Here is a 17,136-nt window from a genome sequence, read left to right on the forward strand (position 1 = left end):
ACACAGCCATGAGCCACGGCGAGCCCAACTCCCCTTACGGACCCCCGCCGCCCCAGGCCGGCCCCTACTACGGCGGGCAGAACCCGTACGGCGTGCCGCCGCAGGGCTACGGCCACCCGTACCCGCCGGCGCCGACGGGGGTGCCGCCGATCGCCTCGATGGGGCGACGCCTCGCGGCGCGGGTCATCGACGGGGTGCCCCTCACCATCCTCAACATGGTGCTGATGGCGCCCTCCATGTCGGACTACTTTCACGCGCTGGGGGCCTGCGATTCGTCCGACACCGCCGCCTTCAGCAGTTGCGTCCAGGAGGCCGCGGGCGACTTCTACTCCGGGATCGTCCCGGTGGCGCTGGCCATGACGGCCGTCGTCTTCCTCTACGAGTGGCTGATGATCTCCCTCGTCGGCGCCACTCTGGGCAAACTCGCGGTGGGCCTGCGCGTACTGAAGGCGGAGAACGGCGCCAAGCCGGGGCTCACCAGTGGCTTCCTGCGCTGGGTCATCCCGATGGTCGGCGCCTTCGCCTGCGGGATCGGGATGCTGGTCGTCTACCTGTCGCCCTTCTGGGACAAGTCCGGCCGCAAGCAGGGCTGGCACGACAAGGTGGCGGGCACGGTCGTGGTGCACACGAAGGGCTGACCGACACACGCGAGGGCCCGCCGGTCGTCGACCGGCGGGCCCTCGCGCATGCATCGACTGTTGCGTCGACCGTCAGTGGTCGACCGTCAGTGGAAGAAGTGGCGCGTGCCCGTGAAGTACATCGTCACGCCCGCCTTCTTCGCGGCCTCGACGACCAGCTCGTCGCGGACCGAACCGCCGGGCTGGACCACGGCCTTGACGCCCGCGGCCGTCAGGATCTCCAGGCCGTCGGGGAACGGGAAGAACGCGTCGGAGGCGGCGTACGAGCCGCGCGCCCGCTCCTCGCCCGCCCGCTCGACGGCGAGCTTCGCGGAGTCCACGCGGTTGACCTGACCCATGCCGACGCCGACGGAGGCGCCGTCCTTGGCGAGCAGGATGGCGTTGGACTTCACCGCGCGGCTCGCCTTCCAGGCGAACGCCAGCTCGTCCAACTCGCCCTGGGAGAGCGCGTCTCCGGTCGCGAGCGTCCAGGAGGCCGGGTTGTCGCCGTCGGCCTGGAGGCGGTCGGTGACCTGGAGGAGCGCGCCGCCGTCGATCTGCTTCGTCTCGACCTTGGCGGCCGGGCCGTTCGGGGCGCGCAGCACGCGGATGTTCTTCTTCTTGGTGAGGGCCTCGAGGGCGCCGTCCTCGTAGTCGGGCGCGACGATGACCTCGGTGAAGATCTCGGCGACCTGCTCGGCCATCTCCTTGGTGACCGGCCGGTTCACGGCGATGACGCCGCCGAACGCGGACAGCGGGTCACAGGCGTGGGCCTTGCGGTGCGCCTCGGCGACGTTCGCGGCGATCGCGATGCCGCACGGGTTCGCGTGCTTGATGATCGCGACGCAGGGGTCCTCGTGGTCGTACGCGGCACGGCGCGCGGCGTCCGTGTCCGTGAAGTTGTTGTACGACATCTCCTTGCCGTGCAGCTGCTCGGCCTCGGCGAGGCCGCCGCCCGCGGCGGAGCCGCTGATTGACACAGTGTCGACGTAGAGGGCCGCGCCCTGGTGCGGGTTCTCGCCGTAGCGGAGCACGTTCTTGCGCTCGTACGTGGCGCCGATGAAGTCCGGGAAGCCGCTGTCGTCGGCGGCCGCGTAGTCGTCGGCGAACCAGGAGGCGACGGCCACGTCGTACGACGCCGTGTGCTGGAACGCTTCGGCGGCGAGGCGCTTGCGGGTGGCGAGGTCGAAGCCGCCGTCCTTGACGGCCGCGAGGACACCCGCGTACCGCTCGGGGCTCGTGACGATGGCGACCGACGGGTGGTTCTTGGCGGCGGCGCGGACCATCGAGGGGCCGCCGATGTCGATCTGCTCGACGCACTCGTCGGGGGTGGCGCCGGAGGCGACGGTCTCCCGGAACGGGTACAGGTTCACGATCACCAGGTCGAACGGCTTCACACCGAGGTCGGCGAGCTGCTTCTGGTGGTCCTCCAGGCGCAGGTCGGCGAGGATGCCGGCGTGCACCTTCGGGTGCAGGGTCTTCACGCGGCCGTCGAGGCACTCGGGGAACCCGGTGAGCTCCTCGACCTTGGTGACCGGCACCCCGGCGCCGGCGATCTTCCCTGCGGTGGAGCCGGTGGAGACCAGCTCGACGCCCGCCTCGTGGAGCCCGCGCGCGAGCTCTTCCAGACCGGTCTTGTCATAGACGCTGACGAGCGCCCGGCGGATGGGTCGCTTGTTGCTTCCGGCGGTTCCGGCGGTGTTTTCCGCGGTCACGGGGTGACTACCTTTCGTCCCTCAATGCTGAAGCCGTTACGGGCGAGCCGCCCCACGACATCGACGAGCAGCGTGCGCTCGACTTCCTTGATGCGCTCGTGCAGAGCGCTTTCACCGTCGGCGGTGTCCTCTTCCACGATCTCGACCACGCCCTGGGCGATGATCGGTCCTGTGTCGACGCCGTCGTCGACGAAGTGGACGGTGCAACCGGTGACCTTGGCGCCGTACGCGAGCGCGTCCCGCACGCCGTGCGCACCGGGAAAACTGGGCAGCAGGGCGGGGTGCGTGTTCACGAACCGCCCGCCGAAGCGGGCGAGGAACTCCTTGCCCACGATCTTCATGAACCCCGCGGACACCACCAGGTCCGGCTCGTACGCGGCCGTGGCCTCAGCGAGCGCCCGGTCCCACTCCTCGCGGGTCGCGTGGTCCTTCACGCGGCACACGAACGTCGGCAGACCCGCGCGCTCGGCGCGCTCCAGGCCGACGATGCCCGTCCGGTCGGCGCCGACGGCCACGATCTCGGCGCCGTACGTGTCGGCCCCCTGCGCCGCGATCGCGTCGAGGAGTGCCTGCAGATTCGTTCCTGATCCGGAGACCAGCACGACGAGGCGCTTGGCCTTGGCCACGACGGGGCCCTTTCTAGGGGAGCTACGGTGCGCGGCCGGCGCGTACGGCCGCACCTTTGGTGCGTTCGCACGAACGCTTCGCCTTCCCCGATCGGGGAACCCTACGAAGCGGCCGACCGGCAGCAACGATACCGGCACGGCCGACGGGCCCCATGGGACGGGGGCCGGGCCGACAGGTAGCGTCGGCCGGGACGGAACGCTGAGCGGCCATCGGACGTTGACGTGAAGAACGCCACGCCGGGCCGCCGCCGGCGGTCCCGTGACCGACGACCTAGGGGAAGACGCACATCTGATGCCGGACCGAAGCCTTCGCCTCACGCTGCCCACCGGCGCCGTCCTGCCGCGCGAAGGCCGACCCACACCGCCGTCGCCGCCGTCCAAGGAATCGCCCAAGGAATCGCCCAAGAAAACGGACGACTCCAAGGACAGCAATCCGTTCGCGCCGCCGGCCGAGGACGCGCCCGACCGGCCGTGGCAGCCACGCCGCCCGGAGGGCTCGGACTCCGACTCGGGATCCGGTTCGGGACAGGGCGGGGGCAGCGCGCCCTGGGGCGGCCAGTGGAGCGACCGTCAGCCGGGCCCGGCCCAGGGCGGCCGCTTCGGCGACCGTCCTGGCAGCGGCGGGGGCGGTGGCCCCGAGGGGCAGAACAGCGGGCAGGGCCCGGGCCCCGGCGGCATGCGCTGGGATCCGACGGACCCGATCCAGCGCCGCGCGCGCTACGCGCTGCTCTCCGGGATGTGGGGCTTCTTCTTCGCCCTGTTCAGCTGGCCGTACGTGGCGCTGCTGCTGGGCGTCCTCGCCCTGTACTGGGGCGTCAGCGCGCTGCGCATGAAGCCCCGCCCGGCCGACCCGGACACCCCGCCGCGCCCCGCGGAGGCCGAGGCCGCGCGTCCGCAGACGACGGCGGCGATCAGTGGCCTGGTCACGGGGGCGCTCGCGCTGGCGATGGTGGCGTCGTTGTTCACGGCGAAGATGGTCTACAGCGACTATTACGAGTGCCGTACGGACGCATTGACCAACGCGGCCAAGAAGTCCTGCGAAGACCTCCTCCCGAAGGAACTCCGGCCACTACTGGGCGAACGCTGACCCACGGTTACGGCCACGGGGCTCCGCCCCGGACCCCGCGCCTCAAACGCCGGCGGGGCTTGATTTTGCCGCAGGGGCTTGATCTATCAATCCCCTGCGGCGATTGAGCAGGCCCACCCGGCAGGACTGCTTATAGCCCCTGCGGCGATTGAGCAGGCCCACCCGGCAGGACTGCTTATAGCCCCTGCGGCGATTGAGCAGGCCCGTCCGGCAGGACTTTCGGGAAGGGGTGGGGTGGGGGGATGTCACGGCTCCGGGCGGAACGCCTCGTCGAGGAAGTCGTAGGGCTCCCGCGGCGCCTCCGGCGAGGTGACCACTTCCAGGCCGGCCTCGGGCACCGGGGCCTGCTCCGGCTCCGGGTCGACCTCGGTGGGCCGGTTACGGCGCTCCCGGCACCACCACACCCCCGAAGCCACCGGCACCCCCACCACGCAGACCCACCCCGCCGCCACCACCCCGGTCACCCACCCCACCGGCCCGAACTCCGCAAGCGCCGACCGGCCGAGGGCCCCACCGGCGGCCCCCGCCAGGCACCCCATCACCACCCCGCACAGCCCCCCGGCCACAGCCACCGCGCCCGCGGTCCGCCGCCACGACCACCCATCCCCCGCCGCCACGACGAACCCCGCGACGACCACTCCCGCCACCACCGGAACCGCCCCCACGGCCCACGTCAGCGGCGACCCGTCCCCCGCCTTCGGCACCGCCACCAGCAGCGGAAACGCCGGCAGCATCGCCGCCCCCGAGCTCCCCAACGGCCCCACGGTGTGCCCGACACCGAGCACGACCCCGGGACCGAGCCCGTACGCGACCCCCCAGATCGCGGCGTTCGGCACGAGCCCCGCGCACAGCAGCAGCACCGCGAGCCGCCCCGACCAGGCCCCCGTGAGGTGCAGGAACGACTCCCGCACCGCCTCCCCGTGCCACACCAGCATCCCGGCCACCAGCAGCGCCCCGCCCGCGACCAGCGCGAGCACCCCGGCCAGCGCCGCCCGCACGGCGACCGGCGCCACCTCCCGTACGAACCCCTCCGGGATCAGTCGCGCCAGTCGACCCGGCAGCGGTCCGTACGGCCGCCCGTGCGCCGTCCACACCCCGAAGCCCGCCGCGGCCACCGGGAGCACGACCAGATGCGCCACACAGCTCACCCACGAGGGGCGCAGCTCTCCGCCAGCGCAGTAGTACGTCGCGGCGGCCGCCACCGACAGATAGCCGACCGCCACACCGGCCCAGACGCCCGCCACGGCCTCGGACTCCTCCGCCGCGTCCCGCGCCGCCCGGTGCACCAGCCACACGGGCAGCGCGAGCAGCAGCAGAGGGCTGACTCCCAGCGGTACGGGGATCCCTGACAGGGTGTCCGTTCTGATCACCTCGGCGCCGTGCGCCAGGATCCACAGCGCGGCAGCGGTGTGCAGCGCACCGCCGGGCCCACTGTCGGGGAACGGCGAGCTGATCCACAGCACCATCACGAGCACGGCGCACGCCCCGAGCCCGAGCCCCGCCGCGAGGGCCCCGCGCAGCGCGCCGCGGACGGGGCCCGGGGCCCTTTCCCGCAGCCGGGTCAGGAGCAGGGGCAACGAGAGTCCAAGGCCGGTCATTTGGGTCACCGGACCATGCTCCCAACGACACGCCCTTACCTCGCGCAACAGGCGAAGCCCGGATGTGTCGCACAAGATACGTTTATGTTCTTTTTAGCACGAAAGGGTGTGTGGAGTTCACGATGACGCAGGGCGCTGCCTCCCCACTGCCGCCGCCCAAGGAGCGCCGTAGGCTCCGCGAGGCCGGCTCGCTCTCCCGTGACCAGGTCGCCGAACGGGTCGGCGTGACGAGCGAGACCGTCCGCCGCTGGGAAGCCGGCCGCACCACTCCAAAGGGTCAGAAGCGGGAGACGTACGCACGCCTCCTCGCGGAACTGACCACCACGGAGGAGCCGACCCCGGCGACGACGGCCCCGACGACAGCGAAGCCGGCCCCGAAGGCCGCCGCGGCGATACAAGAACCCGCGCCGCCGACAGCCGGGGCGACCGCCACCGCCACGGCCGTGGCGGAGCCGGAACCCGTCACGGCACCGCCCCGTGCCCGTACCGCCGCCGAGGCCTTCGACGCGCTCTACACGCACGCCGCGCCGTTCCTCGTCCGGCAGACCTATCTGCTCACCGGCCGCAGGATCCTCGCCCGCGAGGCCGTCGAGCGCGCCTTCCAGCAGGCCTGGCAGCAGTGGCCCGAGGTGGCGGTCGACCCGGACCCGGCGGGCTGGGTGCGCGCGGCGGCGTACGAGTACGCGATGTCGCCGTGGCACGGCCTGCGCCCCGGCCGCCGTGAGCCGGAGGCCCCGCCGGCCACCCCGGAGGACCGCGAGCTGCTCGGCGCGCTCCTCGACCTGCCGCCCGTCTACCGGCGCACGCTGCTGCTGTACGACGGGGTGGGCCTGGACCTGCCGGAGACCGCGGCGGAGACGGAGGCCAGCACCCCGGCCGCCGCCAACCGCATCCTGCACGCCCGTGAGGCGGTCGCCGGGCGGCTGCCCGACCTCGCGGTCCCCGAGCAGCTGCACCGGCGGCTCACGGAGCTGGCGGGCTCGGAGAAGCTGGACGCGCCCGTGTCCACGGTCGTGCGCAGCGGCGGCGAGCGGCGGACCCGGTTCTGGACGCGGGCCGCGGTCGCCTTCACGGTCTTCATCATCGGGGCGACGGCGCTGACCCTGCGGGTGGCGCCCACGCACTACGAGCCGGTCCCTGCACCGGGTTCGCCGGTCGCCGGCGTGCCACCGCTGACCGGTCCCGAACCGCTGACACCGGCGGACCTGGAACTCCGCAAGGAGCTGCGGGACCGGCTGACCGGCGGACCCGAGCGGCTCGCGCCGAGGACCGAATAGCGCGCACGTGGCGCAACGCCAGTGGGCCCGCACCGTCACCGGTGCGGGCCCACTGAGCTGCGTAAGGCAGCTGGTTACGAGAGGATCTCGCGCGCCAGCTTCGCCGTCTCGGTCGGCGTCTTGCCGACCTTGACGCCGGCGGCCTCGAGGGCCTCCTTCTTCGCCTGCGCGGTGCCGGAGGAGCCGGAGACGATGGCGCCGGCGTGGCCCATGGTCTTGCCCTCGGGCGCCGTGAAGCCCGCGACGTAGCCGACGACCGGCTTCGTCACGTTGGCCTTGATGTAGTCGGCCGCGCGCTCCTCGGCGTCGCCGCCGATCTCACCGATCATGACGATCAGGTCGGTCTCGGGGTCGGCCTCGAACGCGGCGAGCGCGTCGATGTGCGTCGTGCCGATGACCGGGTCGCCACCGATGCCGACGGCGGACGAGAAGCCGATGTCACGGAGCTCGTACATCATCTGGTACGTCAGCGTGCCGGACTTCGAGACCAGGCCGATGCGGCCCGGCTTCGTGATGTCGCCCGGGATGATGCCGGCGTTCGACTGGCCCGGCGTGATGAGGCCGGGGCAGTTCGGGCCGATGATGCGGGTCTTGTCGCCCTTGGACTTGGCGTACGCGTAGAACGCGGCCGAGTCGTGGACGGCGATGCCCTCGGTGATGACGACGGCGAGGGGGATCTCGGCGTCGATCGCCTCGACCACGGCGGCCTTGGAGAAGGCCGGCGGGACGAAGAGGACGGACACGTTGGCGCCCGTCTTCTCGATCGCCTCGGCGACCGTGCCGAAGACCGGGATGTCGTTGCCGTCGATGTCGACGGACGTACCGGCCTTGCGCGGGTTCACACCGCCGACGATGTTCGTGCCGTCGGCGAGCATGAGCTTGGTGTGCTTCATGCCCGTGGCACCGGTCATGCCCTGGACGATGACCTTGCTGTCCTTGTTGAGGAAGATAGCCATGGCTGTTTAGTCCCTCGTCCTTACTTCGCGGCCGCGAGCTCGGCGGCCTTGTCGGCCGCGCCGTCCATGGTGTCCACGCGCTGCACCAGCGGGTGGTTGGCGTCGGAGAGGATCTTGCGACCCAGCTCGGCGTTGTTGCCGTCGAGGCGGACGACGAGCGGCTTCTCGACCTTCTCGCCCTTCTCCTCGAGGAGCGCCAGCGCCTGGACGATGCCGTTGGCGACCTCGTCGCAGGCGGTGATGCCGCCGAAGACGTTGACGAAGACCGACTTGACGTCGGAGTCGCCGAGGATGATCTCCAGGCCGTTCGCCATCACCTGGGCGGACGCGCCGCCGCCGATGTCGAGGAAGTTGGCCGGCTTCACGTTGCCGTGGTTCTCACCGGCGTACGCGACGACGTCCAGCGTCGACATGACCAGACCGGCACCGTTACCGATGATGCCGACCTCGCCGTCGAGCTTGACGTAGTTGAGGCCCTTCTCCTTGGCAGCGGCCTCGAGCGGGTCGGCCGCGTCCTTGTCCTGGAGAGCCTCGTGGTCGGCGTGCCGGAACTCGGCGTTCTCGTCCAGCGACACCTTGCCGTCGAGGGCGATGACCTTGCCGGAGGCGACCTTCGCGAGCGGGTTGACCTCGACGAGGAGGGCGTCCTCCTCGACGAACGTCTTCCACAGGGTCTGGAGGATCTCGGCGATCTGGTCGGCGACCTCGGCCGGGAACTTGGCGTCCGTGACGATCTTGCGGGCGACCTCGGGGGTCACGCCCTCATTGGCGTCGATCGGCGTCTTGGCGACGGCCTCGGGGCGCTCGACCGCCACCTCCTCGATCTCCATGCCGCCCTCGACGGAGGCGATGGAGAGGAAGGTGCGGTTGGTGCGGTCCAGGAGGAAGGAGACGTAGTACTCCTCCACGATCTCCGGAGCCGTCTCGGCCATCATCACCTTGTGGACCGTGTGGCCCTTGATGTCCATGCCGAGGATGTTGGTCGCGTGCTGCACGGCCTCGTCGGGGGTGGCGGCCAGCTTCACGCCGCCGGCCTTGCCGCGGCCGCCGACCTTCACCTGCGCCTTGACGACGGACTTGCCGCCGAGACGCTCGGTCGCCTCGCGGGCCGCCTCAGGCGTGTCGATGACTTCACCGGCCAGCACCGGTACACCGTGCTTGGCGAAGAGGTCCCTCGCCTGGTACTCGAACAGGTCCACGCGCGTCCGTCCCTATCAGTGATCTCGCCGCTCTGCGCTCTGCGGTCTGCCTATCTGAGTGGGCGTGCCGCGAGGGGCAACGTGACTCCGCTGTCACACGTGACGAGTGCTGTCGCTGCTGTGCACTGCTGCCACTGAGGAGGCGTACACGGTGGCCGGGTACGCGGCATGTCCGTCTCGCAGGTTATCGCCGCTCGGCGACCGCTTCTAAATCGCAGATCACACCTGAGCGGTGATACCCATCACAGAGCGTCCCGTTTGTGGCGTTATTTACATTGCTGCCGAGGGCCCCGGGGAATGGAAACGGCCTCACCGAGCGGGGGTGCGCTCGGTGAGGCCGCAGGTCAGCGGGTGGTCACGTCCCCAAGCGGACCACCCGCCGTCATGCACGTAAAGCGACCCGATCGGACCGATGGCTTTCGGCCGTCCGGGCACCGTCGCGTCGGTCAGACGCCGGGCAGGTAGCTGGGCGCGACGGAACCGGCGACACCCTGCACACCGGTGACGGCGTTGCCCGCGAGCGGCTGGGCGTCGGCGGTCACGGTGCCGGTCAGGCCCTGCGCGAACGGGGCGACCTCGTGGGTCACGCCGCCGGCCAGCGGGGCGACGTTGTCGCCGACCACGGTCTGCGCGAACGGGGCGACGTTGTCGCCGACCAGGCCCTGCGCGAGCGGCTGGACGTCGCCGGTGACGCCCTGCGCCAGGCCCTGCGCGCTGGTGCCGACGCCGCCGACGACCGGCTGCACGTGGTCCACGACCGTCTGGACGAGCGGCTGTACCGCGCCCACGACGCCGCCCGCGAACGGGGTGACGTCATTGCCGACCACGCTCTGCGCGAACGGCGCCACGTTGTCACCCGCCACGCCCTGGGCCAGCGGCTGGACCTGGCCGGTGACACCGGTGGCGAAGGGCGCGACGTTGTCGCCGACGACGGTCTGCGCGAACGGCGTCACGTCGCCGACCGCGCCGCCCGCCAGCGTGGTCACGTCGCCGACGGCCTGGCCTGCGACCGGGAGCACGCCCTGCACGGCGGTGTTCGCGAGGGGCGGGAGCACGGCGTCGGCGGTCTCGCCGACGGCCGGGGCGGTGTTCGTGCGGACGTTGTCGACGGCGCCCTGGACCGTGCCCTGGGCGTTGTCCTGTACGTAGGCGGGGGCCTGGGCCGCCGCCTGCGTCAGCTGCTGCTGGAGCTGCGGGGCGAAGGCGTCGAGCGGGCCGAACAGGTAGTCGACACCCTCCTGGGCGTCGGCGACGTGGCCGGCGGCCTGGTCCTTGACGCCCGTGACGTCGGCGGTGTTCGGGGCCTGCACGTCCGGGGCCTGCACCTGGTGAGCGTGCGACTGGACCTGGGCCTTGGCGTGCTGGGCGGTGGCCTTGGCCTTGTTGGCGACCTGGGTGTGGTCGACCTTGTCGGTCACCTGGGTGGCGGCCTTGGCCTTGTCGGTCACCTTCGAGGTGGTGTCCTGCACGTCCGACGTCGTGTTCTGCAGGTCGGAGACCGTGTCACCGGCGACGTCCGGGACGGACAGCGAGTGGGCGGGCAGCTCGTCGGCGCTCGCGACGGCGGAGCCGAGCGCCCAGGCGCCGGAGACGCCGGCGGCTATGACGATGGAGCGGCGAATGTTCTTGTTCATGGGTACGTCAGTTCCTTCGAATTCACTTCACGACTGGGCAGACCTGTTCCACCCCCGCGTGGCAGGTCACGAGCGGGGAACTGGCTGCCCTAGCCGGGGAATTCGGGAATGTCGCGAAGCCGGTCGACCACCGGCGCGGTGCCCGCGGACGCCGTGGCGCCGGACGCGAGCAGTACGGGGGCGCGGTCGCCGAACGCGGCCGCGTGCAGATCACCGTGGCGCGAGGAACCGCCGTCGCCCGCGCTCGCACCGGCCGACGGCACACCGTCGGGACGCTGCGGCACGACGGGCGACGCGGGACGCGCCTCGGCCCGCGCGCCCGCTTCCGCCTTCTGTACGTCGCCGAATCGCGCGACGTCGTACGCCTGCGGGGCGCTCGCCGCGGCGTGGGTCCGGTCGGCGTACTCGGCGTACTCGGCGTACTCGGCCGTGCCGGACCGGTCGCCGTGCGCCGCCGGGGTGTCCGACTGCTGCGGCGTGGTCGCGGCGGGCGGTCCGGGCCGGTCCCACGCCCCGACGAGGTCCGCGACGACTCGCGTCGCCAACTCCTCGACGGGCCCCGCCACCTGGCGCACGGTGGCCCCGACCGGCGCGGTCAGATACCGCAACGCGTCGGCGACGGAACGCAGCCGCACCTGATCGCCCCCCAGCGCCTCCACCTGCTGACGCAGGGGGCCGGTGAGGTACGTCCGCACGGTGGCGGTGGCGGCGGTGGCGGTGGTTTTGGCGACGTTGGTGGCGGGAGCGGTGGGGTCGCTGGGAGCCGCGGGCCCGTCGTGCAGGTGCCGCGCCAGGCGCTTCACACCGGAGGCGGGCTTCGCCTCGGGCGAGGACTTTGCGTCGGGCGAGGTCTGAACGCCGGGGGCGTGCTCCGGTGCGGCCGGGTTCGGTGTCGGCTCGGCGGGCCGAACCGGTGCGGATGCCTGCGCGGCGGGCCGAACCGGTGCGGGTGCCTGCGCGGCAGGCCGCGCCTTCGCCCGTTCCGGCGCCGATGTCGCGGTCGACGCCGCGGTCGAGGGCCCGGGTGCGTCGGACGCCTCGGTGCTCCCGGTGGCCTCGGAGAGTGCCGGGTTCTCGCGGGGACCCGCACCGCGCAACTTCTGCACGGAATCGGCGACATGCTCCCGCACCGCCACATGCCCCGCGCCGAGCGAACCCGCGTCGGACGACAACCCGTCCGCCTGCGCCCGGCCACCACACACGATCCCGAGGACCAACAACCCACCGAACAGCAGCGCCAGTTGCAGCGCACGCCGTCCAGCCGTCGCGCGAACCGGGCGCGCGACGACGGGGGCGGGAAGTGCCATCGGGGAAGTCACGGTGGCCGAATCCTCGCATGGGGCGAGGGAGGCGGCGCAAGCCCCGTGTACCTCCGTGTTACCGATGGGTACTCATATCCGGTTCGCCGTGGGTGCACGCTTTTCCGATGCTGCGTCCGGTATCGGCAAGGGGCGTTTCTCGATGGCCGCGGCCATGACGTCGGGGAACAGATCCGGGGTGCAGGCGAAGGCCGGCGCACCGAGCCCCGCGAGCGCCGCCGCGTGCTCCCGGTCGTAGGCGGGCGCCCCCTCGTCGGAGAGCGCGAGCAGCGTCACGAACTGCACGCCGGACGCCTTCATCGCGGCGACCCGCTTCAGCATCTCGTTGCGAATGCCCCCTTCGTACAGGTCCGAGATCAGCACGACGACGGTCTCGCCGGGCCGGGTGATCTGCGACTGGCAGTACGCCAGCGCCCGGTTGATGTCCGTGCCGCCGCCGAGCTGGGTGCCGAACAGGACGTCGACCGGGTCGTCGAGCTGGTCCGTCAGGTCCACGACGGCCGTGTCGAAGACGACGAGCCGGGTCGCTATCGAACGCATGGAGGCGAGCACCGCCCCGAAGACGGAGGCGTAGACGACGGATGCCGCCATCGAGCCCGACTGGTCGATACAGAGGACGACCTCCTTCTTCACGGACTGCGCCGCGCGCCCGTAGCCGATCAGCCGCTCGGGCACGATCGTGCGGTACTCGGGCAGGTAGTGCTTGAGGTTGGCCGCGATCGTGCGGTGCCAGTCGATGTCGCGGTGGCGCGGCCGCTGGATGCGGGCGCTGCGGTCGAGGGCGCCGGTGAGCGTGGCGCGGGTGCGCGTGGCGAGCTTCTTCTCCAGGTCCTCGACGACCTTGCGCACGACGGCGCGCGCCGTCTCCTTCGTCGTCTCGGGCATCGCCTTGTTGAGCGAGAGCAGCGTGCCGACGAGGTGCACGTCCGCGTCGACGGCCTCCAGCATCTCCGGTTCCAGCAGCATCGCGGACAGCCCGAGCCGGTCGATGGCGTCCCTCTGCATGACCTGGACGACGGAGGACGGGAAGTAGGTCCGGATGTCGCCGAGCCAGCGGGCCACGGCCGGAGCGGACGCCCCGAGCCCCGCGCTGCGGCTGCCGCCGGTGGCCTGCTGCTTACCTCGGCCGGAGCCGTAGAGGGCATCGAGGGCGCCGTCCATCGCGGCGTCCCGCCCGGCGAGTTGACACCCCGTACCCTCCGCGGCATCACCACCGAGCACCAGCCGCCACCGCCGCATGCGCTCGTCCTCGGCCGTCGTGGTGGCCGGGGCGGCCGGGGCGGTCGTCGTGTCCGGGGCGGCCGGGGCGGTCGTCGTGTCCGGGGCGGCCGGGGCGGTCGTCGTGTCCGGGGCGGCCGGGGTGGGTGTCGTGGTCGGGTGGTTCGTCATCTGGCCGCCTCCGTGGGGTCGTTGGTACGCCGTCCGGGCCGCGGGTGCCGAGCGGCCGGTGCGCCGGCGCGGGTGAGCCGCTCCTGGCGGACGACGCTCGAACGGTGGGGCCGCGCACGGTGGGGCCGCTGGCCGACGCAACCGTCTCCGCCGCGCCGCCCGCGCGGTCGGCCGTCCGCTCCGGCTGCCCGGCCGCTCATCCGCCCACCCCCACCGCGTCGCCGAGGAGCAGGCGCAGCACCGGCAGCACCGCGTCCGCCCGTTCCGCGTCCAGTTCCTCCGCGAAGCCGCGCGGTCCGCCGGCGATCGGGGCCCGCCCGCCCCCGGCAGGCCCGCGTCGGACCAGCTCGCCCAAGGTCCGCCGCACGCCGGGCTCGTACGCCGAGAACGTGCGCCGCAGCAGCGGCAGTACGTCCGTGAACGCGTCGCCCGACACCCGCGTCAGCCACGCGTCGACCAGGCCCAGGAGCCGCTCGTCGTGCACCAGGAGCAGCCCGCCGCCCGAACCGCCGCCGACGAAGCCCTCGATCCACGCCGCCGCCTCGGCCGGCGCGGTGCCGGGCGAGAGCACGAGGCTCATCAGCCGGGCCGCGTCGTCCTCGTCGAGCACGCCCTCGTCGAGCAGCACCCGCGCACACCGCCCCCGGATCACCCCGGCCACACCGTCCCGCTCCGCGAGCACGCGCAGTACGGTCCGCCAGCGCCCACGCACCCCGGTGTCCTCCAGGAGCGCGACGGCCGAGTGCACCGCGTCGACGTGGCCGCGCATCTCTTCGGCCGCCTCCGCGTCGAGGCTCGCGCACGCCGGGGGCAGACCGACGAAGACGCGCTCGGCGAGGCCCGCCGCCACGTCGGCGAGCGCACCGGTGTCGGTGTCGCGCACATCGCCGTAGCGCAGAGCCCGAACCAGGGCGGGCAGGGCGCCGGCGAGGTGGCCGACGTCCGCGTCGAGGGCGGCGCGGTCGGCGAGGATCCGCATCACCGTCGGCAGCGCGTCCGCGAGCCCCGCGAGCAGGCAGACCTCGGCGAGCGCCGTGACGTCGCCGAGCGCCCTGGCCGCGACCGCGTCCGTCTCCGCCTTGACGGTCGCGGCGGAGACCACGGTCGTCCCCCACACCCCCGCCTCCGCGACCCGCACGGAAAGCTCCGGCTCCCAGCGCAGCCGCCACGACTCGCGGAAAGTCCCCGTGGAGCCGCGCGCCGATCCCGCCGGCTCGCCCCAGGCGACGCCGAGGAGCCGCAGCCGGTGCAGCAGGCGGCTGCGCGCGGCGTCGGTTTCACCCCGCAGGTCGAGGTCCAACTCCTTCTCCGCCGCGGCCGGTTTGAGCCGCAGGGAGCGCTGCTGCCGCGTGAGGTCGCGCTGCAGCGGCACCGCGGGCGCCGCCTCGGGCACCTCCCCCAGCACGTCACCGACGACCAGCTTGTCGTGGATGAGCGCCAGCGGTACGTCCGAGCCCTCGCACAGCACGGCCCGCACCGCGTCGGTGGTCTCGGTGAGCCCCGCGAGCGGCCGCCCACGCAGCACTGCGAGCGTCTCCGCGAGGCGTACGGCCTCGATGACATGGGCAGAGGACACGATGCGGTCCTCCTCGCGCAGCAGCCCGGCGACCTTGGTCAGCCAGCGTTCCACCGGCCGGTCGGGCGCGCTGAACAGATGCCCGTACCAGCCCGGCGAATCGATCCCCGCCCCGTATCCGCTGGCGCGGGCCAGGCGCCGGTGCGTCCACGGCACCCACGTCATGTCGACCTTCGCCTTCGGCAGCCCCTTGAGCAGGGCGCGGTCGGCCGCGACGGTCGCCTTCTGCCGCAGCGCGGGCACGTGCCACGCCCCACACACGACGGCCACGTCGTCCCCGAACTCGCGCTGTGCCGACCGCACTTGGAGCCGCATGTACGCCTCGCGCTGCGGATCGCGGTCGTGTCCCCCGTCCCCGCACGTCTCCCGCAGCGCGCCCATCGCCTCGCCGAGCGCGGCGAAGGCGTCGCCGTCCCGGTGCTCGACGACGTCCTCCCACCAGCGCTCCGCATCGTCGTATCCGGCGGTCTCGGCGAGCACCCCGAGGGGGTCGACGCGCAGGGAGTCCCCCTCGCCCCTGTCGTCACCGGCCTCGTCGTCCTCCGCCCGCATCGCCAGGCTGTGCGCGGCCGGCAGGTCGATGAAGCGCACCGGCACGTCGCGTCCCAACGCCCAGCGGATCGCGACCCATTCGGGCGAGAACTCGGCGAACGGCCAGAACGCCGACCTCCCCGGCTCGTCCACGACATGCGCGAGCAGTGCGACCGGCGGCCGCATGCCGGCCTCTGCGGCGAGCGACACCAGGCCGTCGGCCTCCGGCGGCCCTTCGATCAGTACGATCCGCGGCTGCGCGGCATCGAGCGCCGTGCGCACTGCGCGCGCGGAGCCGGGCCCGTGGTGTCGCACGCCGAGCAGCGCGGGCCCCGTGGCCGGTGTCGTCATGCGCTCACCTCTCGGCAGGCCCGGTAGAAGTCCTTCCAGCCGTCGCGCTCGCGCACCACGGCCTCCAGGTACTCCTGCCAGACGACCCGGTCCGCCGCCGGATCACGCACCACGGCACCGAGGATTCCGGCGGCCACGTCGGAGGGGCGCAGCACACCGTCCCCGAAGTGGGCGGACAGCGCCAGGCCGTTGGTGACGACGGAGATCGCCTCTGCGGTCGACAGCGTGCCGCTGGGCGACTTCACCTTCGTCCGCCCGTCGGCCGTCACACCGTCGCGCAGCTCGCGGAAGACGGTGACGACGCGGCGGATCTCGTCCATCCCGTCGGGAGCACTGGGCAACTCCAGAGCGCGGCCGACCTGGTCGACCCGCCGCGAGACGATGTCGACCTCGTCCTCCACGCTCGCCGGCAGCGGCAGCACGACCGTGTTGAACCGGCGCCGCAGCGCGCTCGACAGATCGTTGACCCCGCGGTCCCGGTCATTGGCCGTGGCGATGAGGTTGAAGCCGCGCACGGCCTGCACCTCCTGCCCCAACTCCGGTATCGGCAGGGTCTTCTCGGACAGGATCGTGATCAGCGAGTCCTGCACATCGGCCGGGATGCGCGTCAACTCCTCGACGCGCGCGGTCATCCCCTCCGCCATCGCCCGCATGACCGGGCTCGGCACGAGGGCGTCCCTGCTCGGCCCGTTGGCCAGCAACTGCGCGTAGTTCCAGCCGTATCGGATGGCCTCCTCCGGCGTCCCCGCCGTGCCCTGCACCAGCAGCGTCGAATCCCCGCTCACGGCGGCCGCGAGATGCTCGGACACCCAGGTCTTGGCGGTGCCGGGCACGCCGAGCAGGAGCAGCGCCCGATCGGTCGCCAGCGTCGTCACGGCGACCTCGACGAGGCGTCGCGGACCCACGTATTTCGGCGAGATCACCGTGCCGTCGGGCAGCGTGCCGCCGAGCAGATACGTCGCGACGGCCCACGGTGACAGGCGCCAGCGGGCCGGCCGCGGCCGGTCGTCCTGCGCGGCGAGCGCCGCGAGTTCCTGCGCGAACGCGTCCTCGGCGTGGGCCCGCAGCACCTCGTCCGCGGCTTGAGCCCCGCCCTGACTCCCGGTCTGGCTCTCGACGGAAATGGTCATGGCTGTCCCCCTCCAACTCGCCCAACTCACCCAGCTCGAACCCGCACGACGAGCCCTCGACCGCTCTCATCGCGTGGTGGATCCCACGGTGCACCACGCCACTGACAATCGACGTCGGCCGCGCCATCACC

At 72.6% G+C, this 17,136-nt stretch carries 13 protein-coding genes; 3 read left to right on the forward strand and 10 right to left on the reverse strand.

From position 1 onward, the window contains the following. Positions 1-8 precede the first annotated feature (8 nt). Positions 9-638 (forward strand): RDD family protein, encoded by a 630-nt coding sequence (locus tag ACWD2L_RS15200; protein WP_351345405.1) that lies wholly within the window; start codon positions 9-11, stop codon positions 636-638. An 86-nt stretch (positions 639-724) separates the two neighbouring features. Here ACWD2L_RS15200 and purH read toward each other — a convergent pair whose 3' ends face one another. Beyond that, entirely contained in the window at positions 725-2,332 is a 1,608-nt protein-coding gene (gene purH / locus ACWD2L_RS15205) for a bifunctional phosphoribosylaminoimidazolecarboxamide formyltransferase/IMP cyclohydrolase (RefSeq protein ID WP_351345408.1), read from the reverse strand. Then, a complete protein-coding gene (purN, locus tag ACWD2L_RS15210) occupies positions 2,329-2,958 on the reverse strand; it encodes a phosphoribosylglycinamide formyltransferase (protein ID WP_351345411.1) in 630 nt (209 codons plus the stop codon). Before purN ends, purH begins: the two co-directional genes overlap by 4 nt. Before the next feature lie 292 nt (positions 2,959-3,250). On the opposite strand from purN, the gene ACWD2L_RS15215 reads away from it, so the two are divergent. Next, the gene (locus tag ACWD2L_RS15215) at positions 3,251-4,045 is read left to right on the forward strand and encodes a hypothetical protein (RefSeq protein WP_351345413.1); all 795 of its coding nucleotides are present in this window, start codon (positions 3,251-3,253) and stop codon (positions 4,043-4,045) included. Positions 4,046-4,290: 245 nt separating this feature from the next. On the opposite strand, the gene ACWD2L_RS15220 is transcribed toward ACWD2L_RS15215, so the two are convergent. Beyond that, positions 4,291-5,643 carry a cell division protein PerM gene (locus tag ACWD2L_RS15220; RefSeq protein WP_351334484.1) on the reverse strand — a complete coding sequence of 451 codons (1,353 nt, stop codon included), beginning with the start codon at positions 5,641-5,643 and terminating at the stop codon, positions 4,291-4,293. A gap of 122 nt (positions 5,644-5,765) precedes the next feature. Between ACWD2L_RS15220 and ACWD2L_RS15225 the strand changes: the two genes are divergently transcribed. Continuing rightward, positions 5,766-6,920, forward strand: a complete 1,155-nt coding sequence (locus ACWD2L_RS15225) for a helix-turn-helix domain-containing protein (RefSeq protein WP_351334487.1) — start codon at positions 5,766-5,768, stop codon at positions 6,918-6,920. 74 nt (positions 6,921-6,994) lie between these two features. Here ACWD2L_RS15225 and sucD read toward each other — a convergent pair whose 3' ends face one another. The 7 genes from sucD to ACWD2L_RS15260 all read right to left on the reverse strand — a co-directional run bounded on the left by sucD (position 6,995) and on the right by ACWD2L_RS15260 (position 17,005). Then, a complete protein-coding gene (sucD, locus tag ACWD2L_RS15230; protein WP_351334490.1) occupies positions 6,995-7,876 on the reverse strand; it encodes a succinate--CoA ligase subunit alpha in 882 nt (293 codons plus the stop codon). A gap of 20 nt (positions 7,877-7,896) precedes the next feature. After that, on the reverse strand, positions 7,897-9,075 hold the full coding sequence (gene sucC / locus ACWD2L_RS15235; RefSeq protein ID WP_351334492.1) for an ADP-forming succinate--CoA ligase subunit beta: 1,179 nt from the start codon (positions 9,073-9,075) through the stop codon (positions 7,897-7,899). Positions 9,076-9,521: 446 nt separating this feature from the next. Then, a complete protein-coding gene (locus tag ACWD2L_RS15240; RefSeq protein ID WP_351334494.1) occupies positions 9,522-10,709 on the reverse strand; it encodes a hypothetical protein in 1,188 nt (395 codons plus the stop codon). A gap of 89 nt (positions 10,710-10,798) precedes the next feature. Next, entirely contained in the window at positions 10,799-12,028 is a 1,230-nt protein-coding gene (locus ACWD2L_RS15245; RefSeq protein WP_451189768.1) for a hypothetical protein, read from the reverse strand. A gap of 72 nt (positions 12,029-12,100) precedes the next feature. Beyond that, positions 12,101-13,267, reverse strand: a complete 1,167-nt coding sequence (locus ACWD2L_RS15250) for a VWA domain-containing protein (RefSeq protein ID WP_351334672.1) — start codon at positions 13,265-13,267, stop codon at positions 12,101-12,103. Between the two features lie 346 nt (positions 13,268-13,613). Next, the gene (locus ACWD2L_RS15255; RefSeq protein ID WP_351334500.1) at positions 13,614-15,875 is read right to left on the reverse strand and encodes a DUF5682 family protein; all 2,262 of its coding nucleotides are present in this window, start codon (positions 15,873-15,875) and stop codon (positions 13,614-13,616) included. Continuing rightward, complete coding sequence (locus ACWD2L_RS15260) at positions 15,872-17,005, reverse strand: ATP-binding protein (protein ID WP_351334502.1); 1,134 nt, start codon at positions 17,003-17,005, stop codon at positions 15,872-15,874. Before ACWD2L_RS15260 ends, ACWD2L_RS15255 begins: the two co-directional genes overlap by 4 nt. Positions 17,006-17,136 lie beyond the last annotated feature (131 nt).

The sequence above is a fragment of the Streptomyces sp. NPDC002754 genome, from assembly GCF_053592315.1.